18 protein-coding genes are annotated in these 20,217 nt (G+C 60.8%); 10 read left to right on the top strand and 8 right to left on the bottom strand.

From position 1 onward, the window contains the following. Positions 1-17: 17 nt before the first annotated feature. Positions 18-2,489 (top strand): heavy metal translocating P-type ATPase, encoded by a 2,472-nt coding sequence (locus tag ACM561_RS05075; RefSeq protein ID WP_425908525.1) that lies wholly within the window; start codon positions 18-20, stop codon positions 2,487-2,489. A gap of 28 nt (positions 2,490-2,517) precedes the next feature. Here the strand turns inward: ACM561_RS05075 and ACM561_RS05080 are convergent, their stop codons facing one another. After that, positions 2,518-2,955 (bottom strand): DUF2147 domain-containing protein, encoded by a 438-nt coding sequence (locus tag ACM561_RS05080; RefSeq protein ID WP_425908527.1) that lies wholly within the window; start codon positions 2,953-2,955, stop codon positions 2,518-2,520. Positions 2,956-3,224: 269 nt separating this feature from the next. Here ACM561_RS05080 and ACM561_RS05085 point away from each other — a divergent pair, with 269 nt between their 5' ends. From ACM561_RS05085 to ACM561_RS05115, 7 genes are all read left to right on the top strand, one after another. Continuing rightward, complete coding sequence (locus tag ACM561_RS05085) at positions 3,225-3,830, top strand: superoxide dismutase (protein ID WP_425908529.1); 606 nt, start codon at positions 3,225-3,227, stop codon at positions 3,828-3,830. Positions 3,831-4,338: 508 nt separating this feature from the next. Beyond that, the gene (locus ACM561_RS05090; protein ID WP_425908530.1) at positions 4,339-5,094 is read left to right on the top strand and encodes a metal ABC transporter ATP-binding protein; all 756 of its coding nucleotides are present in this window, start codon (positions 4,339-4,341) and stop codon (positions 5,092-5,094) included. A gap of 6 nt (positions 5,095-5,100) precedes the next feature. Further along, complete coding sequence (locus tag ACM561_RS05095; RefSeq protein WP_425908532.1) at positions 5,101-5,970, top strand: metal ABC transporter permease; 870 nt, start codon at positions 5,101-5,103, stop codon at positions 5,968-5,970. Between the two features lie 11 nt (positions 5,971-5,981). Beyond that, on the top strand, positions 5,982-6,911 hold the full coding sequence (locus tag ACM561_RS05100) for a metal ABC transporter solute-binding protein, Zn/Mn family (RefSeq protein WP_425908534.1): 930 nt from the start codon (positions 5,982-5,984) through the stop codon (positions 6,909-6,911). Positions 6,912-7,031: 120 nt separating this feature from the next. Then, the gene (locus ACM561_RS05105; protein WP_425908535.1) at positions 7,032-8,105 is read left to right on the top strand and encodes a CobW family GTP-binding protein; all 1,074 of its coding nucleotides are present in this window, start codon (positions 7,032-7,034) and stop codon (positions 8,103-8,105) included. After that, entirely contained in the window at positions 8,105-9,118 is a 1,014-nt protein-coding gene (locus ACM561_RS05110) for a WD40 repeat domain-containing protein (RefSeq protein ID WP_425908537.1), read from the top strand. The genes ACM561_RS05105 and ACM561_RS05110 overlap by 1 nt, the downstream gene beginning before the upstream one ends. A gap of 217 nt (positions 9,119-9,335) precedes the next feature. Continuing rightward, positions 9,336-9,680 (top strand): hypothetical protein, encoded by a 345-nt coding sequence (locus ACM561_RS05115; RefSeq protein ID WP_425908539.1) that lies wholly within the window; start codon positions 9,336-9,338, stop codon positions 9,678-9,680. Between the two features lie 64 nt (positions 9,681-9,744). On the opposite strand, the gene ACM561_RS05120 is transcribed toward ACM561_RS05115, so the two are convergent. From ACM561_RS05120 to ACM561_RS05145, 6 genes are all read right to left on the bottom strand, one after another. Next, positions 9,745-11,181, bottom strand: a complete 1,437-nt coding sequence (locus tag ACM561_RS05120; RefSeq protein WP_425908540.1) for a homospermidine synthase — start codon at positions 11,179-11,181, stop codon at positions 9,745-9,747. Between the two features lie 141 nt (positions 11,182-11,322). Continuing rightward, positions 11,323-12,279 carry a cation diffusion facilitator family transporter gene (locus ACM561_RS05125; protein ID WP_425908541.1) on the bottom strand — a complete coding sequence of 319 codons (957 nt, stop codon included), beginning with the start codon at positions 12,277-12,279 and terminating at the stop codon, positions 11,323-11,325. A gap of 89 nt (positions 12,280-12,368) precedes the next feature. Further along, positions 12,369-12,821, bottom strand: coding sequence for a nucleoside diphosphate kinase regulator (rnk, locus tag ACM561_RS05130; RefSeq protein WP_425908543.1), 453 nt, complete (start codon positions 12,819-12,821; stop codon positions 12,369-12,371). Positions 12,822-13,220: 399 nt separating this feature from the next. Next, the gene (locus tag ACM561_RS05135) at positions 13,221-13,820 is read right to left on the bottom strand and encodes a GNAT family N-acetyltransferase (RefSeq protein WP_425908545.1); all 600 of its coding nucleotides are present in this window, start codon (positions 13,818-13,820) and stop codon (positions 13,221-13,223) included. Positions 13,821-13,955: 135 nt separating this feature from the next. Next, positions 13,956-15,098, bottom strand: coding sequence for a type III PLP-dependent enzyme (locus ACM561_RS05140; RefSeq protein ID WP_425908547.1), 1,143 nt, complete (start codon positions 15,096-15,098; stop codon positions 13,956-13,958). Positions 15,099-15,744: 646 nt separating this feature from the next. Continuing rightward, positions 15,745-16,005, bottom strand: a complete 261-nt coding sequence (locus ACM561_RS05145; protein WP_425908548.1) for a hypothetical protein — start codon at positions 16,003-16,005, stop codon at positions 15,745-15,747. Positions 16,006-16,154: 149 nt separating this feature from the next. Here ACM561_RS05145 and ACM561_RS05150 point away from each other — a divergent pair, with 149 nt between their 5' ends. Then, positions 16,155-18,251 carry a M3 family metallopeptidase gene (locus ACM561_RS05150; protein WP_425908550.1) on the top strand — a complete coding sequence of 699 codons (2,097 nt, stop codon included), beginning with the start codon at positions 16,155-16,157 and terminating at the stop codon, positions 18,249-18,251. A gap of 159 nt (positions 18,252-18,410) precedes the next feature. Here the strand turns inward: ACM561_RS05150 and ACM561_RS05155 are convergent, their stop codons facing one another. Continuing rightward, on the bottom strand, positions 18,411-18,809 hold the full coding sequence (locus ACM561_RS05155) for an MAPEG family protein (RefSeq protein ID WP_425908551.1): 399 nt from the start codon (positions 18,807-18,809) through the stop codon (positions 18,411-18,413). An 87-nt stretch (positions 18,810-18,896) separates the two neighbouring features. Between ACM561_RS05155 and hemH the strand changes: the two genes are divergently transcribed. Then, positions 18,897-19,934 carry a ferrochelatase gene (gene hemH, locus ACM561_RS05160; RefSeq protein WP_425908552.1) on the top strand — a complete coding sequence of 346 codons (1,038 nt, stop codon included), beginning with the start codon at positions 18,897-18,899 and terminating at the stop codon, positions 19,932-19,934. The last annotated feature ends 283 nt before the right edge of the window (positions 19,935-20,217 follow it).

Raw genomic sequence — 20,217 nt, forward strand, 5'->3', positions numbered from 1 at the left:
GGGCTGCGGAGATCCGGATGAACACAGCAGGGCAAGCAAAGTCCCAAAATGGAGATGGCTGCGGCTGCGGTGCAGAGAAGACTGCATCACCCCCCGTTGCATCGAGTGAGGCGAGTTGCTGCGGTGGGGAAGCTACGACGGCACATGCCCATGACGCGCACGCACATCATCACCATGGTCAGGCCGCCCATGCGGCCGACGTAAAAGTTCTCGATCCGGTCTGTGGTATGATGGTCGATCCGCAGACCAGCAAACATCGCTTCGACCATCATGGCTCGACCTATCATTTCTGCTCTGCCGGCTGCCGAACCAAGTTCGCCGCGGCGCCGCAGTCATATCTCGACAAGTCCAAGGCGCCGCCGGCGGATGTGCCGGAAGGCACCATCTACACCTGCCCGATGCACCCGGAAGTCCGCCAGGTTGGCCCCGGCGCCTGTCCGATCTGCGGCATGGCGCTGGAGCCTGAACTTGTGTCCCTGGACGACGCGCCTAATCCTGAACTCGCGGATATGCTGCGCCGGTTCTGGATCGGGTTGATCCTCGCGTTGCCTGTTATCGCGTTGGACATGGGTGCGCATATTGCCGGAGCGCATGGCTGGATCGGGCAAACATTATCGAACTGGATTCAGCTCGCGTTCGCGACGCCGGTGGTGGTCTGGGCCGGCTGGCCGTTCTTCTTGCGTGGCTGGCAATCGCTGACGACGCGCAATCTCAACATGTTCACGCTGATCGCGATGGGCACTGGCGTCGCCTATGTCTATAGCCTTGCCGCTACCTTCGCGCCCGCGATATTCCCGCCGGCCTTTCGCGGGCATGACGGCGCGGTCGCGGTCTATTTCGAGGCGGCGGCGGTTATCACTATCCTGGTGCTGCTCGGGCAGGTACTTGAATTGCGCGCTCGCGAGGCAACGTCGGGAGCCATCAAGGCACTGCTCGATCTTGCACCGAAGACCGCGCGTCGCATTGATGAGCTAGGCGCGGATCACGACGTGGCGCTTGACGACGTGGCCGTCGGCGACCGGCTCCGGGTTCGCCCCGGAGAAAAGGTGCCGGTGGACGGTGTTATCGTCGAGGGTCGCTCGTCGCTCGATGAATCTATGGTGACCGGTGAATCCATGCCGATTGCCAGGGAAGCGGGCGCACGGGTGATCGCTGGCACCATCAACCGGTCTGGCAGCTTCGTCATGCGGACCGAGAAGGTCGGGCGCGACACGCTGTTGTCGCGGATCGTACAGATGGTAGCGCAGGCGCAGCGGTCCCGCGCTCCGATCCAGCGTTTGGCCGATCGGGTGGCCGGCTGGTTCGTGCCCGCCGTCATCGCTGCGGCCGCGGTCGCGTTCGCGGTCTGGGCCTTCGTTGGCCCCGAGCCGCGTCTGGCGTTCGGTCTGGTTGCTGCGGTGAGCGTGCTGATCATCGCCTGTCCATGTGCACTCGGGCTTGCCACGCCAATGTCGATCATGGTGGGCGTGGGACGCGGCGCGCAGGCCGGCGTCCTGATCAAGAACGCCGAAGCGCTCGAGCGCATGGAGAAGGTCGACACGCTGGTGGTCGACAAGACCGGCACCTTAACCGAGGGCAAGCCCAAGGTCGTCGCCATCGAGGTAGCGGAAGGTGTCGAGAAAGACGACCTGCTGCGTCTTGCTGCAAGCGTCGAGCGATCCAGCGAGCATCCGCTGGCGGACGCCATCGTAGCTGCGGCGAAGCACCGCAATCTCGTGCTGAACGACGTGCAGGAGTTCGACGCGCCGGCCGGGAAGGGCGTGACTGGAAAGGTCGCGGGAAAAACTGTGCTGATCGGCTCAGCCGCGTTTCTCGAATCCCGGAATGTTGCCGTTCACGGCATGGCGGCATTGGCCGAAGATCTGCGCGCCGACGGTGCCACCGTCATCAATATCGCACGTGAGGGCAAGCTGGCGGGTCTGCTCGCGATTGCCGATCCCGTGAAAGCGTCAGCGCCCGCGGCTCTGAAAGCGCTGGCAGAAGACGGTATTAAGGTCATCATGCTGACCGGCGACAATCGCACCACCGCCAACGCGATCGCCAGGCAGCTTGGCATTGCCGATGTCGAGGCGGATGTTCTTCCCGAGCAGAAGAGCGCGGTCGTCGCAAGACTTCGGGATGAGGGGCGTGTCGTGGCGATGGCTGGAGACGGCATCAACGATGCGCCGGCGCTTGCCACCGCCGATGTCGGCATCGCCATGGGCACGGGGACGGACATTGCAATGGAGAGCGCCGGCGTGACGCTGCTCGGGGGCGACCTCATGGGTATCGCTCGAGCCCGCCGTCTCTCTGAGACGACAATGCGCAATATTCGGCAGAACCTGTTCTTCGCCTTCATCTACAATGCGGCAGGCATTCCGATCGCAGCCGGAGTTCTCTATCCGCTTTTTGGCCTGCTGTTGTCCCCGATCGTGGCCGCCGCTGCCATGGCGCTGTCGTCGGTGAGCGTCGTCGGCAACGCGCTGCGGCTGCGCGCTGCGAGGCTTTGAAGGCGAGGGTAGGTCGGTCGTTTGTTCTTCAGCGGTGAGAGCGCGTCCAGACCTCTCCGCTGCACAACGCGCCGACGCAGCCTTCCACGCGCAGCGCGCCGGGACTCGCGACAGAGACGTTGCTGGCATAGGAGTTGCCGTCATCGGCATTGTAGATCGTGCCGGACCATTTGTTAGAATCGGTTTGCGACATGCCATGGAACAGTGGCAGTCCGATCATCGGTCGCTTGGACAGCGCGGGGTTGCGATTTTTGTCGTCGACGGCAGGTCTGCCGGTTGCGGGATCGATCGGGTTGCGCAGCCAGACGACAACGCCGCAAATTCCGCCGCGGCATTTGCTGACACGAACCTTGGCATCACCCGCCTGTGTTAACCAGATGCCGGTGGGGTCGGTCGGTGTCTGTGCGCTGGCGACAGATAACATGGCGGCAAAAACTGCAATGACAAAGCCAGATCGCACGAGCATGACAACCTCCAGAGTTTCTTAGGTGGCATAACAAAAAAACCGAGTGATGCAACGTCATACGTGCGGCAAGGTCTTTGAACAGCAGGAGGTGGGTTAGCAGCGAGCTGCGCGTCTCGTGAATATGCGGCCTGCAAGACTGGCATAGCCAGCGTTGACCACTCTCAAGTTATGGTATGTAACGGCTATTGTAGTACTGGCGAAGGAAACTCCTGATCGGGGGTTTTCTCTGGTCTCATTTTCAATCTCCCACCAATTCGGACAAATAACCCATGACCTTTACGCTTCCGAACCTGCCGTATTCCCATGACGCGCTTGCGCCTCATATGTCCAAAGAAACCTTGGAATATCATCATGATAAGCACCATCAGGCGTATGTGACCAACGGAAATAACGCAATCAAGGGGACCGAATTCGAGGGCAAATCGCTCGAGGAGATCGTGAAAAGCTCATACGGCAAGAGCGCGGCCGTGGGCGTCTTCAACAACGCCGGTCAGCACTATAACCACCTGCATTTCTGGAACTGGATGAAGCCCAATGGCGGTGGCAACAAACTGCCCGGCCGTCTGGAGAAGAAAATCATCGAGGATTTTGGCAGTCTGGATAAATTCAAGGCTGACTTCGCCGCGGCTGGCGCCGGGCAGTTCGGTTCGGGATGGGCGTGGCTGCAAGTAAAGAATGGTAAGCTCGGAGTGTCCAAGACGCCGAACGCCGAGAATCCGCTGATTCACAACGCGACTCCCATTCTTGGCTGCGACGTTTGGGAGCACTCCTATTACATCGACTACCGCAATCGCCGTCCGGATTATCTCAAGGCGTTCCTCGACCATCTCGTGAATTGGGATTACGTCGACGAACTGTTCTCCAAGGCCGTCTGATCTATAGGCGGTAAATCTCATGAAAGGCGGCATGGCAGTGCCGCCTTTTTTGTTGGTATGCCCGTTCGTTATATTTCTCATCAATGTTTCAGATTGGACCGCAGCGAGGTCTGCTGCGTCACCTTCTCGCATCATCGCTCGAGACCGCTGTTGTACGAACACGGCGAGACCGGGGGGCGACGACTGCTGGACGCCCCGTTCGCGAAGCCGCTGGCTTGCCTGCTAGCCAACCGTGATGTTATAATATAACGGTCATGGACCTCTTGATTTTGGCTCCTGGTCGCGTCCGGGGCCGGAAAGCGTATCAGGTGCTTCCTCCTCACACTCACGTCCATGGTCAAGCTCACGAGCATGGACACCCAAAGGGGCACGCCCATGGACCATCCTCGCCGCATCCGGCCCAGGCAGTGCCGTGGTCGATCCTGCGGATGGCGCTGGTTGCTCGGCTGGGAACGGCGCTTGCGGTCAGCGTCGGACTTTGGGCGGCCGTACTGCTGACAACCGTGAGATGGTAGCGCAACTGCAATTTCGTGACGTTACGCTGGGCTATGAGCGGCACCCGGCCGTGCATCATCTGAGCGGTGAGATCGCGGCCGGCGCGCTGCTGGCGGTCGTCGGTCCAAACGGTGCGGGTAAATCCACGCTGTTTCGCGGCATCGTCGGCATCCTGAAGCCGCTGGCGGGATCGATCGCCTTCGGCGACCTCGACGTTCGCGACATTGCCTATTTGCCACAAAGCGCTGAGATCGATCGCAGCTTTCCGATTTCGGTGTTCGATTTCACCGGTTCTGGATTGTGGCGAACCACCGGCGCGTTCGGCGGACTCGGCAGGCGCGAACGTCGGCGGATCGTTGAAGCTCTTGCGGTTGTCGGCCTGAACGGATTTGAAAACCGCCCCATCGGAACGCTGTCGGGTGGGCAGATGCAGCGCATGCTGTTCGCTCGGGTGCTGTTGCAAGATGCCGGCGTGATCGTCCTGGACGAGCCCTTCAACGCCATTGACGCCAAGACTTCGGCCGATTTGCTCGCTCTGGTGCGGCGTTGGCATGAGGAGAAGCGCACGGTGGTCGCGGCGCTGCACGACATGGATCTGGTACGTACGAATTTTCCGGAGACCCTGCTGCTGGCGCGCGGCGCGGTGGCATGGGGACCAACGGCGCAGGCGTTGACGGCCGACAACCTGTCGCTGGCCCGGCAGATGTGTGAAGCTTTCGACGATGGCGCTGCTGCCTGCGCAGCGCACGTTCCGCCGCGCGCAGCTTGAGGCATCATGATCTACGACGTGCTGGTCGCTCCCTTCGCTGATTTCGAATTCATGCGCCGTGCGCTAGCGGCGGCGATCGCGCTTGCGCTAGGGGCGGCGCCAATCGGCGTGTTCCTGATGTTGAGGGGGATGAGTCTTGTCGGCGATGCGATGGCGCACGCGATCCTGCCGGGAGCGGCCGTCGGTTTCCTGCTGTCGGGCCTCAATTTGTTCGCGATGACCGTCGGCGGATTAATTGCTGGGTTCGCAGTGGCGATTCTGGCGGGGGTGGTATCGCGCGTCACCGAATTGAAAGAGGATTCTTCGCTGGCAACCTTCTATCTCGCGTCGCTGGCGTTGGGTGTCACCATCGTGTCGGTCAAAGGCACCAACATCGATCTGCTTCATGTGCTCTTCGGCAATATCCTTGCGATGGACAACCAGACGCTCATGGTGATCGCGGTTAATGCCACCGTGACACTTGTGGTGCTCGCGGTGATCTACCGCCCGCTGGTGATCGAATGCGTCGATCCTGTGTTTCTGCGTACGGTGAGCCGCGCCGGTGCGCCGGCGCACCTGGCGTTTCTCGGATTAGTCGTCGTTAACCTTGTCAACGGCTTCCATGCCATGGGCACCCTGCTGGCAGTCGGGCTGATGATCTTGCCGGCGGGTATCGCCCGGTTCTGGTCGCGCGATATTACCGGCATGATGATGATTGCTGTCGTTAGCGCATTGCTGTCCGGTTATGCCGGACTGGTGCTGTCGTTTCACAGCAAGGTGCCTTCGGGACCGGCAATCATCCTGGTGGCGTCGGCGTTTTATGTCGTGTCTGTGCTGTTTGGACGCGTCGGCGGGATTCTGCGACAGCTTTTTCCCGCGCCCCATCTCGAAGCGTGATGGTGGACGTCATGGCGCGGTCTCGTCTCGGAATATGGGTGATCGCGATCGTGTTGGCAGCGCTCGCGCCCGTCCGCGCCCAAGACCGCAGCGATGACCTCCACAGCGATGACCGGATTGCGGTGGTCGCGAGTTTTTCGATTCTCGGCGATTTCGCGCGGGCTGTTGGAGGCGCGCGGACCGGTGTCACAACGCTGGTCGGGACGAGCGGCGACGTGCATGTGTTTACCCCGACGCCGGCAGACGCCAAAAAGGTCGCGGCCGCGAGGCTGGTCATTGTCAACGGCCTCGGCCTCGAAGGCTGGCTGCCGCGGCTGGTGCAGGCCTCCGGCGGCAACGCGGCGATCGTATTCGCGACCACAGGTGTCCCATTGCGCGCGGCCGATGCCGGTCAAACGGTGCACGGTGAGGGTTCGGCAGATCCTCATGCATGGCAGTCCGTTGCCAATGCCAAAATATACGTCGTTAATATTCGAGATGCACTGATTGCGGCCGATCCCGCGGGCGAAGCGGTCTATCGGGACAACGCCGCCGACTATCTCGCGAAATTGGATGCGCTGGATCAGGAGGTTCGCGAGGCAGTGGCCCGGATTCCGCCAGAGCGTCGCAAAGTGATCTCGGCCCACAATGCCTTCACCTATTTCGAGGCGGCCTATGGCATCGCTTTCATCGCGCCGCAGGGTGTATCGACCGACAGTGAGGCGAGCGCGCGCGATATCGCCGCCACGGTCATGCAGATCAGGACCGCAAAAATCCCGGCCGTGTTTTTGGAAAATCTCAGCGATCCGCGGCTGATCAGCCAAATCGCCACTGAGGCCGGGGCACGGGTCGGGGGGACGCTCTATTCTGACAGTTTGAGCGATGAAAAGGGCGACGCCCCTACTTACATTGCCATGGTCCGGCATAATATAAAGGCGTTGATGAGCGCGCTGGCGGAATAGTCGCGGGCTTGCCTTCCCCAGGAAGGATCGCGAAGCGGCTCGTGTGGTCGCCGAGTGCTGCGCGTGCTATTGAACCCCACCTCCCTCCGCAAGGAGAGCGGAACAGCCCCGAGTTCATTGATGTCTGATATAAACGCCTCCGCCTCGACAAAAATTCCCGTAACCGTGCTGACAGGCTATCTCGGCGCCGGCAAAACCACGCTTTTGAACCGTATCCTGTCTGAAAATCACGGCAAGAAATACGCTGTGATCGTCAACGAATTCGGCGAAATCGGCATCGACAACGATCTGATCATCGGTGCCGACGAGGAAGTGTTCGAAATGAACAATGGCTGCGTCTGCTGCACGGTGCGCGGTGACCTGGTGCGTATTCTCGAAGGACTGATGAAACGCAAGGGCAAGTTTGACGCCATCATCGTCGAGACCACGGGTCTTGCCGACCCAGCGCCGGTAGCGCAGACTTTCTTCGTTGACGAGGACGTGCAGAACAATGCGCGCCTTGATGCCGTGGTGACCGTGGCCGACGCCAAGTGGCTGAGCGAGCGGCTGAGGGATGCGCCTGAGGCAAAAAACCAGATCGCCTTCGCCGACGTCATCGTTTTGAACAAGACCGATCTGGTGTCATCGCCGGAGCTGGCCGAGGTGGAAGCGCGGATTCGCGGCATCAATCCCTACGCCAAGCTGCATCGCACCGAACGTTGCCAGGTGGCGCTGTCGGATGTTCTGGAACGTGGCGCGTTCGATCTCGACCGGATCCTCGAGCTCGAGCCGGATTTCCTCGAGAATGACGGTCACGACCATCATCACCACCACGATCATGACCATCACGACCACGACCATCATGGTCACGATCATCATCACGATCATGGCCACGGTTCGAAGCATTATCACGACGAGGAGATGCAGTCGCTGTCGCTGCGTTCGGACAAGCCGCTCGAGCAGGAGAAGTTCATGCCTTGGCTGCAGGAGCTCCTGGCGGCGGAAGGACAAAAGATTCTGCGCTCGAAAGGTATTATGGCGTTTAACGGTGACGATGATCGCTACGTCTTCCAGGGCGTCCACATGATGCTGGAGGGCAGCCGCCAGCGTGCATGGAAGCCTGACGAGAAGCGGGAGAGTCGTCTCGTCTTCATTGGCCGCGAATTGCCGGAAGCCTTGATCCGTGAAGGCTTTCAGAACTGCATCGCAGCGTGATGAAAGACACCGCTCAACAGCAGCATGCGATGGCCTCAATTGGCGAGCGCGTGCGTCCCGTCACCATCGGCTCGCCGGTGGCAGCCCTTTACTTCATCGGTGATCGCGCCGCGTTCGTCGGCGACGAGGAAACAATCACGCTCGTCTCCGGCGACGGCGAGAAGGTCGCGGTGACCGTTCATGGCGGCGCGATCCTGTCGTCGGTTTCGGATGGTAAACGGATCGTCACGGGTGGCGACGACGGCAAGGTTGTCGCGCTCGACATGAATGGCGAGAGTTCGGTTCTCGTGACCGACGCAAAGCGCCGTTGGATCGACAACGTTGCGGTCCATCACGATGGCGCGCTTGCATGGTCCGCGGGCAAGACCGCTTTCTTGCGCGGCCTAAAGGGTGAGGAAAAGTCGATCGAAGCACCTTCGAGTGTTGGAGGACTTGCGTTCGCGCCGAAGGGCTTGCGACTCGCGCTTGCGCACTACAACGGCGTGTCACTGTGGTTTCCGAACATGACGGCTGCGCCAGAGCGGCTGGAATGGGCCGGCTCGCATCTCGGCGTCACCTTCAGTCCCGACGGCAGGTTTATCATCACCACCATGCACGAGCCGGCGCTGCATGGTTGGCGGGTGGTCGATGCGCAGCATATGCAAATGACCGGCTATCCCAGCCGCGTCAAATCCATGTCATGGGCCATGGCTGGAAAATTTCTGGCGACATCTGGCGCGGACCGGGTGGTGGTTTGGCCCTTTGCCAGCAAAGACGGCCCGATGGACAAGGAGCCGGTTATGCTGGCTCCGTTGCAGACCCGCGTCACTGCGGTCGCTTGCCATCCGACCCAAGACTTTCTCGCTGCCGGCTACGAGAACGGCATCATCTTGATGGTGCGGATCACAAACGGCGCCAAGGTTGTTGTCCGCCACGACGGTGATGCAGCTGTCACGGCGCTGGCATGGAATGCGAAGGGCTCGATGCTGGCCTTTGCCCTGCAGAACGGCGATGCGGGGCTGGTCGATCTCTAAGAACCTTTCCGCTTCTGGCAGAATCAGAAGCGTGGCTATTCTGATCTGACGCGTTTTCTTTCACGCGAACCGCTATCCATCCTCGGGCCAAGCCCGAGGACATGCTCGTTCGCAAACGCTTTACGCGAGAGACTTGTTGAAGGCGGCTCCCTCAGGCCTCGCGAGGGAACTTTGCGCGCGGCGAGTTGTTGGTCTTCTGAAAATAGCGGGTGGACCTATGGCGGTGAGCGGGCGCAACGGCGATACGAGAAGAGACAACGATGCGAAAGCCGGTCTGGCGACCGTGCTCTTCGCCGCTATCGGTTTGATGGTGCCCGGTATCTCCCTGTCGTTCGCGCAGGGAGAGATAGTGATCGCGCAGGCGTCGCCACCGCAAACCCAGCCTGTGCCTGCCGGTAAAGAGAACGGTCCAGCCGAATCAAAGCCGGGCGGTACGCGTCCGACGACGCCCGCGCCTGAACCTGCACGGCCCGATGTTGATGAGGCGGGGCACGCAAACCCTCAACCGGCGCTGCCTCCCGCGCCGGCAGAGAAGGTCGCTCCACCTATTAACGGACATTAAGAGCTGCAGGACGAAACCTCCTGCCTGCGTATCGGCTAGCTGTTCTCTCGTGTCTGGTATGGAATCACCGAACCAGAACGTTCCTGAACTGCCACGGATCCGCTGTATCGATGTCCTCCGGAAAGAGTCCGGGGCGATCGGTCAGCGGTGTCCAGTCGGTGTAATAGCCCTTTACAGGGCCGAGATAGGGACGCTGGATTTCGAGGCAGCGGCGAAAGTCCATCTCGTCAGCCTCGACGATGCCGGCTTCCGGATTTTCCAGCGCCCAAACCATGCCGGCCAGCACCGCAGACGAGACCTGCATGCCGGTGGCGTTCTGATAAGGCGCAACGCGGCGGGTTTCTTCGATCGAGAGTTGCGAGCCGAACCAATAGGCGTTCTTGCTGTGGCCGTACACCAGCACGCCAAGCTCGTCTATGCCGTCAACGATCTCGGTTTCATCGAGGATGTGCCACTTCGGCTGCATCTTGCCTTCCGCACCGAACATCTCGTGCAACGACAACACCGCGTCGTTCGCCGGGTGATAGGCGTAGTGGCAGGTCGGGCGATAGATCACCTTCTGGCCGTCGCGCACCGTGAAGTAGTCGGCGATCGAGATCGACTCGTTGTGCGTGACCAGAAAACCGTACTGTGCTCCCGGCGTCGGGCACCATGAGCGCACGCGGGTGTTGGCGCCGGGTTGCAGCAGATAGATCGCGGCCTGACATCCAGTATCGTGCTTGCGGCCGTTTTCGGGCATCCACTTTTCATGTGTGCCCCAGCCGAGTTCGGCGGGTTGCATCCCTTCGGAGACGAATCCCTCCACCGACCAGGTATTGATGAACACGTTCATCGGCCTCGGCGTCTTCGAGCGCTGGGTGTCGCGCTCGGCGATGTGAATGCCCTTGACACCGAGCTTGTGCGCGAGCTGGCCCCAGCCTTCGCGGCTCTTCGGTTCGTTGAACGCTGTGTTGGTATCGCGCGCGATGTCAAGCAGCGCCTGCTTGACGAACCACGACACCATGCCGGGGTTGGCGCCGCAGGTGGAAACCGCGGTGGTGCCGCCTTCGCTCTTGCGCTTGGCCGCGAGCAGCGTTTCGCGCAGCGCGTAGTTGGAGCGCTTTTCGGGGCCGGCGCTCTTATCGAAATAGAATCCGAGCCACGGCTCGACCACGGTGTCGATGTAAAGTGATCCGATCTCGCGGCACATGGTCATGAGGTCGACTGAGCCGGTATCGACCGACAGATTGACGCAGAAGCCCTGACCGCCGCCTTCTGTCAGCAGGGGAACCAGAACATCATGATAGTTGTCGCGGGTAATGGCCTGCCTGATGAATCTGACGCCGTGCTTTTTTGCCAGCGTGTCGTCCGCATGCGGATCGACGATGACGAATCGCGACTTGTCGAACTCGAAATGCTTCTCGATCAGCGGCAGAGTGCCTTTACCGATCGAACCGAATCCGATCATGACGATCGGCCCGGTGATGCGTGCATGCACGGACGAAGCATTGGACGACATCATGTATCTCCAGGTTGTCGGGAAATTGCGGGCCGGAAAAAGCGGCCGCTGAGTATCTCTGAAAACGATAAAACGCCGATGAAATCAAGGCCCAGCGCGGTTCCGCGATGTCATGCCGCGGTCATATGATCATAGATGTCATAGTCATACGACATGGTCGGGCGCGAGCGCGCATTCGACGTCGATGGATGTTTCGATTTGCAGCGTGGCATGGCCGATTCCAAATCGATGCTGCAACTCATGGCAAGTCTCGATCAAGAAGGCATCGCCTGGGTTTCCAGCCGGCATGACAAGGTGAGCGGTCAGCGCTGTCTCGGTGGTACTCATCGCCCAGATATGAAGGTCGTGAATCGAGGCAACGCCGGAATGTCCGGCGAGGAAGGTGCGCACCGCGGCCGGATCGATGCCCGAAGGTACGGCGGCCAGCGTCATCGCGGTGCTTTCGCGCAGAAGGCTCCATGTGCCCGCGACGATGACCGCAACGATGACGAGACTCATCGCCGGATCGAGCCAAAGCCATCCCGTCGCCATGATCGCGGTGGCAGCTAGAACCACGCCAAACGAGACGGCGGCATCCGCCATCATATGCAGATAGGCACCCCGAATATTGAGATCGGTGTTGCGGCCCGATGCGAACAGCCACGCGGTGATGCCGTTGATGATGATTCCGGTGGCGGCGACGACGATCACGGTCAGGCTCTCAATCGGCTCGGGATGGATCAGACGCTGGATCGCCTCGAGCAGGATCGCTCCGCATGCGATCAGCAGAAGGATCGCATTCGCGAGCGCCGCCAGGATCGATGTTTTGCGAAGGCCATAGGTCAGACGCGGCGTCGGCGGGCGTCGCGATAGCACGGCTGCGATCCACGCCACCAGCAATCCAAGCACGTCGGACAGATTGTGTCCCGCATCGGCGAGCAGCGCGGTGGAGTTTGCAACGAAGCCGTAGCCGGCCTCAATCAGGACGAAGGCCGCATTCAGACCGATTCCGATCGCGAAAGCGCGACCGAAATTCGCGATCTGACCATGATCACCATGAGTATGCCCGCCATGACCATGACAAGCACGATGGGAATGGTCATTATGGTGGCCGCCCGTCATGCGCCAAGTCTATAGCGTTTTGAAGCGAACTGGACAACGCGGCTCGCAATGCGCCTGTCCCTAATAGGGTGGAGACAGACGCATTACTGCTATTTGCAGTCCGGCATTGGCCAGTGCGACCAGACAGCGATCACGGTCAGCGAACGCCATCCGCCGGAGGGGGTTTGAAACTCGATGCTCTGTCCCGTAGACAGACCGATAAGGGCCGCGCCGACAGGTGTGAGAATCGAGATCTTGCCGGCATCGACGTCGGCGTCTTCCGGATAAACAAGAACGACTTTACGCTTTTCGCCGCTGATGTCGTCGACGAACGTTACTTCGGATTGCATCGTCACGAGATTGACCTTGCGCCTCAGGCCGCTGATGTCGTCGATGACGGAGCGATCGGCGGGAATGATTTCGGCGCGGTCGATTTCCCGGGCGAGAAATTCTGCCGTCGTGGGATGTTTCTCCATCGCAGCTTCGGCAAGGTGCCGCAAGCGATCGATATCGTGTGCGCTAATGGCGATGGCGGGGAGGCGTATCTGCAGATTGTCGAGCATGTCTTTTCACCGCGAGTTGGTCGTATCGAGTGATCGTCTGTTGATTAGACGATCACCGACGACGGCGGCACAACTTGCGATGCAAGGCATCGCTCGATGTGCCTAGGAAACAAATGGGTTAGGTGGGAATGCGGTCGAACTTGATAATCCCGGACGGCACACGTCCGCCCGGGTCACCTTCCTGCGTGAAGGTGACCAGCGCGCAGCAACAAACGATTATTGCAAACGTTCGACATGATCATGCCAACGTAGGGTGATCCGCGTGGAAGTCAATGCTCAGGTTGGACCAGGGCATTGTATCCCTCGGCGAGAGCACGGTGTTTGTCGAATTCCGTCCTCGGCGCGAGCGTTGCTTGCACGCGCCCGCTCTTGAAACGAGCATCGTCGGTCGTGATGCGTTCATGCCGCGCACGGCATCGGCCGCGCAATTTCCCGGGCGTGAGCTCGCCGCATTTTCGAAACCCGAGCGCCTGTCGGTACGATCAGGCCAGAAACGCCTTCAAGCGCAGCCTTGCGCAGTTCGACAGCGAGCAGCCGGTCGCGCTCGAACGGGCCGGGCAGGAGAAGGCTGCCAGTTTTGAACGCCGAGAAACCGAAGCGCGCGTAATACGGCGCATCGCCGAGCAGGATCACGGCGCCATGGCCGTGCGTTTGTGCAAGCTCGAGCGCGCGCTCCATCAATGCGGAGCCCACGCCAAGCTTGCGATGGGACGCAGCGACCGCGAGAGGACCGAGCGCCAGCGCGGCGACGCCCCCGGCGCTGACGTGCCACAGCCGCACGGTTCCAATCAGCTTGCCGTTGCTAACCGCCGCTAAAGCGAGGTCCTCGGCCGGTTTCCGTCCGTCACGCAGACGTTGGCAGGTCCGCGCATGGCGGCCGTCGCCGAAGCTTGCGTCGAGCAATGTTTCGCGCGCGGCGACGTCGGAAGGGCGCTCGGCGCGGATCGCGAAGGAAGAAATTTCGCAGTGGGCGGCGATTTTCTTGAGAACAGCATTCATGGCGCGTCATCCCCACTCTGGCGACTCGAATAGCCGCGCGGAGTTTGTCAGCAATCATTGTGATGGGGGGAAGCCGGTGGACCGGCTTCCGGTTTCTCTTTCAGCTCTCCGCGAACGGAGAGGAAGATCTTGCGCTCAGATGTGATAGGTCTTCAGCGGCGGAAAGCCGTTGAAGGCCACCGAAGAGTAGGTCGACGTATAAGCGCCGGTGCCTTCGATCAGCAGCTTGTCGCCGATCTCGAGCGTCACGGGCAATGGATACGGCTGCTTCTCGTAGAGCACGTCGGCGGAGTCGCAGGTCGGGCCTGCCAGCACGCACGGTGTCATCTCGGCACCATCATGCGGCGTTCTGATTGCGTAGCGGATCGATTCGTCCATGGTCTCCGCGAGGCCGCCGAACTTGCCGATGTCGAGATAGACCCAGCGGTTCTCGTCACCGACGCTCTTCTTCGAGATCAGAACAACCTCAGCCTCGATCACGCCGGCGTTGCCGACCATGCCGCGGCCCGGCTCGATGATGGTCTCAGGGATCTGATTGCCGAAGTGCTTGCGCAGTGCGCGGAAAATCGACCGGCCGTACTGCACGACCGGCGGAACTTCCTTCAGGTACCTCGTCGGGAAGCCCCCGCCCATGTTGACCATGGTCAGGTTGATGCCACGTTCGCCGCAGTCGCGGAACACTTGCGAGGCCATCGCCAGAGCACGATCCCAAGCTTTCACTTTGCGCTGCTGCGAACCGACATGGAACGAAATGCCGACCGGCTCAAGACTTAGACGTTTGGCGAGATCGAGCACCTCGACCGCCATCTCCGGATCGCAGCCGAACTTGCGCGACAGCGGCCACTCGGCACCCGCACAATCATAGAGGATGCGGCAGAACACCTTCGCTCCCGGAGCGGCGCGGGCGATCTTCTCGACCTCCGCATTGCAATCCACCGCGAACAAACGAATGCCGAGCGCATAGGCGCGCGCGATATCGCGCTCCTTCTTGATGGTGTTGCCGAAGGAGATGCGATCCGGTGTCGCGCCGGCAGCAAGCGCCATTTCGATTTCGGCGACGGTCGCGGTGTCGAAGCACGACCCGAGCGAGGCAAGCAGGCTCAACACCTCGGGTGCAGGGTTTGCCTTCACGGCGTAGAACACGCGCGAGTCCGGCAACGCCTTCGCGAAGGTCTGGTAGTTGTCGCGCACGATGTCGAGATCGACCACGAGGCAGGGCTCGGTATCGTCTCCTTTGCTGCGACGGTCGCGCAGGAATTCCCGAATGCGTTCGGTCATAGCACCCTCCAAACGGTCCAGCGACGGACTCGTTCAAAATGACGTCGGCCTGAACGTTCTGGCGTCGTCGCACGATGGAGACGCGACAACGCCTTGAGCTCAGATCAACTGTGCTGCCGTGGATTGGGTGGGATGATCCCGCCCGCACACCTGGCAATGAAGGACAAGCCTTTTCAGTAGCCCGCGCCGGCGGTGGAAAGCCGGTAGAGACCAAAAAAGCCCGATCCGTCGTTGCTTTAAGTCGCGTCCCCCGTTGAGAGCGGGGTGCACCGGTTCGCCTCCGGCTGCCAGTCACGGTTGCAAGGAATAAAGCGCCTTCAATGGCATCCCTGGAGAGAGATGCTGGCCTCTCAGTCTCGATCGACTGAGTGACCCTCGGCCACTTCACCCTTGGCGGCTGTCCGGCCTCTTGTCCGGATACCCACCGACTGACACACGACCACAGGCACGTGCGAAATTGGGCAGGAACAGAGATAAGTCTTTTGATCATGCTTCGCAACAATTTTCTTGGAGCGAAGCTGTTTCTGCACGCCGTCGTCGATAGACGCGTTCGTGTGCCGATGATGAAGAGTTTAAAGTTGTTTAATGAAACGCCGGATGATGCGTACGAAGGCTGCAGGTTGACCCTGTGCCGCAGCGGTTTGTCTCAGGCTCGCCGTACAAAGGGCTCGACGCGTTGGGCAGCGCGGATGAAATTGATCATGACGAACACGCCGATCACGAACAGAACCGCTTGCAGGATATGGCCCTCCGTCTCGCTCAGTCCGAACAGAATCGCGAGCGCCCAGCCGCCAGCGAACGCTGCACCGAACACTTCCGCGCCGATCAGTATCGCAGCCGAAATGACGGTGATGACGCTGGGCCAGATGATCTGGCGTGTGGCGGAAGGGGTTGGTTGTGAGCCCATGTCGGAGAATCCCGTTGCGACCGCAATGTCTCCGAAAATGCCTGCCGCGGCAAGCGCCAAAGGCCCCAAAGAGCCCCATCGCGTGTTATAGTTTTGGTGCCTTTGGATCGCGGCAAAAATGTGCAGCAACAGGCGAAAGCAGGACCGCCATGTCAGACACGCCTCAATCGTCGCCTATCGTTTCCGCCTCAGGCCCGGACAACCCGCTGCTGAAGGCGTGGCAGACGCCTTTCCAGACCGCGCCGTTCGGCGAGATCGGGCCTGAACACTTTTTGCCCGCCTTCGAACAGGCGTTCATCGACCATGCCGCCGAGGTCGCCGCTATCACCCACGATCCGTCGGCGCCGGACTTCGCCAACACCATCATCGCGCTGGAACGCTCCGGCAGGCTGCTCGCGAAGGTCTCGGCAATATTTTACAATCTGGTGTCGGCGCACTCCAATCCGGAGCTGCTCGAGATCGACAAGGATGTCTCCTCGCGTTTGGCGCGGCATTGGAATCCGATCATGATGAACGCGGTGCTGTTCGGCCGCATCGCGCAACTCCACGAGAATCGCACCGCGCTCGGACTGACGGCCGAACAGTTGCGACTGCTGGAACGCACCTACACGCGCTTCCACCGGGCTGGCGCCGGTCTCGACGAGGCCGCGAAGGCGCGGATGGCTGCGATCAACGAAAGGCAGGCTCATCTCGGCACCACCTTCAGCCACCATCTCCTCCGCGACGAACAGGAGTGGTTCCTCGAACTCGGCGAAGATGATCTAGACGGCCTGCCGGACAGCTTCATTGCAGCGGCGCGTTCCGCGGCGGAGGAACGCGTGCTGCCCGGCAAGGCCATCGTGACCACCTCGCGCTCCTCGGTGGAGACGTTTCTCAAGAGTTCGCGCCGCCGCGACCTGCGTGAGAAGGTCTACAAGGCATTCACCGCCCGGGGCGACAACGGCAACGCCAACGACAACAACGCAACCATTGTGGAGATCCTCGCGCTTCGCGAGGAAGCCGCGCAACTCCTGGGCTACCCCAGCTTTGCCGTCTATCGGCTTGAGGATTCGATGGCCAAGACGCCGGAAGCCGCCCGTGGTCTTCTTGAGCGGGTCTGGAAGCCGGCCCGCGCGAGGGCGCTTGCCGACCGCGATGCCTTGCAGGGCTTGATCGCGGAGGAGGGCGGCAACTTCACCCTCGCTCCTTGGGACTGGCGCTACTACGCTGAAAAGCTGCGCCAGATCCGCGCTGATTTCGACGATGCCGCGATCAAGCCCTATCTGGCACTGGAGGGCATGATCGCCGCGGCCTTCGATTGCGCGCATCGGCTGTTCGGGCTCTCTTTCTCGGAGCGCAAGGACATTCCGACCTGGCATCCGGACGTCCGGGTTTGGGAAGTGATGGACGCTGCCGGCAAGCATCAGGCGCTGTTCTACGGCGACTACTTCGCACGAGCCTCGAAGCGGTCCGGCGCCTGGATGACGACATTGCGCGACCAGCAGACGCTCGACGGCGACATCGCGCCGCTGGTGATCAACGTCTGCAATTTCGCCAAGGGTGCGGATGACCAGCCTGCGCTGCTGTCGCCGGACGATGCGCGCACGCTGTTCCATGAGTTTGGACACGGCCTGCACGGCATGCTTTCAAACGTCACCTATCCCTCGCTGTCGGGCACCAGCGTGTTTACCGATTTCGTAGAACTGCCCTCACAGCTCTACGAACACTGGCAGGAACAGCCGCAAGTGCTGCGACAGTTCGCAAAACACTACCAGACCGGAGAGCCGCTTCCGGACGATCTGCTTGAGCGCTTCCTTGCGGCGCGGCAGTTCAATCAGGGTTTTGCCACCATTGAATTCGTCGCCTCGGCGCTGATGGATCTGGAGTTTCACAGCCAGCCGGCCTCGACGATTTCCGATGTCGGAGCGTTCGAACGGGCCGGGCTGGAAAAGATCGGGATGCCGACGGAAATCGCGATGCGGCACCGGCCGACCCAGTTCGGCCATATCTTCTCCGGAGATCACTACGCGGCCGGCTATTACAGCTATATGTGGTCGGAGGTGATGGACGCCGATGCGTTCGGAGCCTTCGAGGAGACCGGCGACATCTTCGATCAGCAGACGGCTAAGCGGCTGCACGATGATATTTATTCGTCGGGCGGTTCCCGCGATCCGGCAGAAGCCTACATCGCCTTCCGCGGCCGCAAACCGGAGCCAGAGGCGCTGTTGCGGCGCCGTGGGTTGCTGGAAACGCCGCAGGCGGCGTAGAGAGGCTCGAGCATTTTTGCTTCTGATTGAATCAGAAGCGAAGCTCTAGGTGTTGAATCAGAAGCGAAGCTCTAGGTGTTGTTTCGACGCGTTTTCTTCACGCGAACCGGTATCCACTTCGCTCGAGAACGCTATAACTCGATCCGCCTAGCGCGCGTGTCATGAAGGCAGCCAGTGCCGGATCGCCGGCAGGAAGAAGATCGCGGTGTTGATGGCAAAGCCGATGCTCCAGAGGATCGACCGCAGCGTCGGGCGGTCGCCGATATAGGTCAAAACGTAAGCGGCGCGGACGATCAGGAACAGGACCGCAAGTTCATCGACCAGATGCTGAGGCGCGCCGCGAAACTCCGAAAGCAGCACGGCTACCGCGAAAAACGGAAAGGTTTCGATGCCGTTGAGGTGCGCCCCGAGCGCTCGGGTACGCAGCGGATCGTCGTAAAATCCCGGATCGCGCGGGCGGCCGTTGTCGAAACCGGGAGAGCCCAGCGCCTTGAACGGTACGATCGTCAGCAGGTACAGAATGACCGCACCGAAGATGCACCATTCGGCGATCGTCATGGCAATCCCCTTCGCGGTCAATTTCGCAACAGTATCGGCAGATGCGCGGGCTTGACAAGAACGGGCAGGCGCGCGAATCCAGACCGTATGACGGTCGTTATTCCTATTGGTAAAGGTCGGACCGCGGCGGGTGCGCCGCGCGAGCGCGTCGGCGTTTTGCTCGTCAATCTCGGCACACCCGACACCGCCGATGCGCGCGGCTTGCGGGTCTATCTGAAGGAATTCCTGTCCGATCCGCGCGTGATCGAGAAGCAAGGCCTGATCTGGAAGCTGGCGCTGAACGGCGTCATTCTGAATACCCGTCCACGCCGCAAGGCGCGCGACTACCTGAAGATCTGGAATACCGAGCGGAACGAGTCGCCGCTCAAGACCATCACGCGCGCGCAGTCCGACAAGCTCGCGGCTGCGATCACGGACCACGAGCACGTCGTCGTCGATTGGGCGATGCGTTATGGTAATCCGTCGATGCACTCGCGCATCGCAGCGCTGACGGCACAGGGCTGCGACAGGTTACTTGTAGTGCCGCTCTATCCGCAGTATTCGGCCACGACGACGGCCACCGTATGCGACGAGGCGTTTCGCGTGCTCGGCGAGATGCGCGCGCAGCCGACATTGCGGGTGACGCCACCCTATTACGACGACCCCGACTATGTCGACGCGCTGGCGGTTTCGATCGAGAGGCATCTCGCCTCGCTCTCGTTCACGCCCGAGATCATCATGGCATCATTCCACGGAATGCCGCAGGCGTATGTCGACAAGGGCGATCCTTATCAGGCGCAATGCGTGGCGACCACCGAGGCCCTGCGTAAACGCATGGGGCTTGATGCGAAAAAGTTGATGCTGACGTTCCAGTCGCGCTTCGGCTTCGATCAATGGCTGCAGCCCTACACCGACAAGACCGTCGAGAAACTGGCGAAGGACGGCGTTAAGCGTATCGCCATCGTCACGCCTGGCTTCTCCGCGGACTGTCTGGAAACGCTGGAGGAAATCGCGCAGGAGAATGCGGAAATCTTCCGCCACAATGGCGGCGAAGAGTTCAGTGCGATTCCCTGCCTGAACGACAGCGATCCAGGTATGGACGTTATCCGGAAGCTGGTGCTGCGCGAGCTTCAGGGCTGGATCTAGGCTGCATCCTGCATTCCGAAGGCACAGAGCGCTGATCCTGACCACCGGATTTACGGTTCTCCGCAGCCGGATTCGGGAACGACGGTGTTAAGTCTGTAGTCGGTTCTAAAGCGTACGTCTCCCTTTTTGCGCGCGAACCGAGAAACCATGATCGCCATGGTTTCTGTTGTCTCTCGATTTTGCTCAGTCGAACCTTACATCTATCGGTGGCGACTAACCGGGAGTTCACAGCTTTGCATTATGCGGGTGGCGCGGGCGCATTGCGTTCTTGAAGGACGGCGCC

Source organism: Nitrobacter sp. TKz-YC02, from assembly GCF_049852135.1.
Classification (GTDB): domain Bacteria; phylum Pseudomonadota; class Alphaproteobacteria; order Rhizobiales; family Xanthobacteraceae; genus Nitrobacter; species Nitrobacter vulgaris.

Excerpts from the sequence above, each read along its gene's own strand:
- ACM561_RS05075 (WP_425908525.1), top strand. The coding sequence starts at position 18 with ATGAACACAGCAGGGCAAGCAAAGTCCCAAAATGGAGATGGCTGCGGC.
- ACM561_RS05080 (WP_425908527.1), bottom strand. The coding sequence starts at position 2,955 with ATGCTCGTGCGATCTGGCTTTGTCATTGCAGTTTTTGCCGCCATGTTA.
- ACM561_RS05085 (WP_425908529.1), top strand. The coding sequence starts at position 3,225 with ATGACCTTTACGCTTCCGAACCTGCCGTATTCCCATGACGCGCTTGCG.
- ACM561_RS05090 (WP_425908530.1), top strand. The coding sequence starts at position 4,339 with ATGGTAGCGCAACTGCAATTTCGTGACGTTACGCTGGGCTATGAGCGG.
- ACM561_RS05095 (WP_425908532.1), top strand. The coding sequence starts at position 5,101 with ATGATCTACGACGTGCTGGTCGCTCCCTTCGCTGATTTCGAATTCATG.
- ACM561_RS05100 (WP_425908534.1), top strand. The coding sequence starts at position 5,982 with ATGGCGCGGTCTCGTCTCGGAATATGGGTGATCGCGATCGTGTTGGCA.
- ACM561_RS05105 (WP_425908535.1), top strand. The coding sequence starts at position 7,032 with ATGTCTGATATAAACGCCTCCGCCTCGACAAAAATTCCCGTAACCGTG.
- ACM561_RS05110 (WP_425908537.1), top strand. The coding sequence starts at position 8,105 with ATGAAAGACACCGCTCAACAGCAGCATGCGATGGCCTCAATTGGCGAG.
- ACM561_RS05115 (WP_425908539.1), top strand. The coding sequence starts at position 9,336 with ATGGCGGTGAGCGGGCGCAACGGCGATACGAGAAGAGACAACGATGCG.
- ACM561_RS05120 (WP_425908540.1), bottom strand. The coding sequence starts at position 11,181 with ATGATGTCGTCCAATGCTTCGTCCGTGCATGCACGCATCACCGGGCCG.
- ACM561_RS05125 (WP_425908541.1), bottom strand. The coding sequence starts at position 12,279 with ATGACGGGCGGCCACCATAATGACCATTCCCATCGTGCTTGTCATGGT.
- rnk (WP_425908543.1), bottom strand. The coding sequence starts at position 12,821 with ATGCTCGACAATCTGCAGATACGCCTCCCCGCCATCGCCATTAGCGCA.
- ACM561_RS05135 (WP_425908545.1), bottom strand. The coding sequence starts at position 13,820 with ATGAATGCTGTTCTCAAGAAAATCGCCGCCCACTGCGAAATTTCTTCC.
- ACM561_RS05140 (WP_425908547.1), bottom strand. The coding sequence starts at position 15,098 with ATGACCGAACGCATTCGGGAATTCCTGCGCGACCGTCGCAGCAAAGGA.
- ACM561_RS05145 (WP_425908548.1), bottom strand. The coding sequence starts at position 16,005 with ATGGGCTCACAACCAACCCCTTCCGCCACACGCCAGATCATCTGGCCC.
- ACM561_RS05150 (WP_425908550.1), top strand. The coding sequence starts at position 16,155 with ATGTCAGACACGCCTCAATCGTCGCCTATCGTTTCCGCCTCAGGCCCG.
- ACM561_RS05155 (WP_425908551.1), bottom strand. The coding sequence starts at position 18,809 with ATGACGATCGCCGAATGGTGCATCTTCGGTGCGGTCATTCTGTACCTG.
- hemH (WP_425908552.1), top strand. The coding sequence starts at position 18,897 with ATGACGGTCGTTATTCCTATTGGTAAAGGTCGGACCGCGGCGGGTGCG.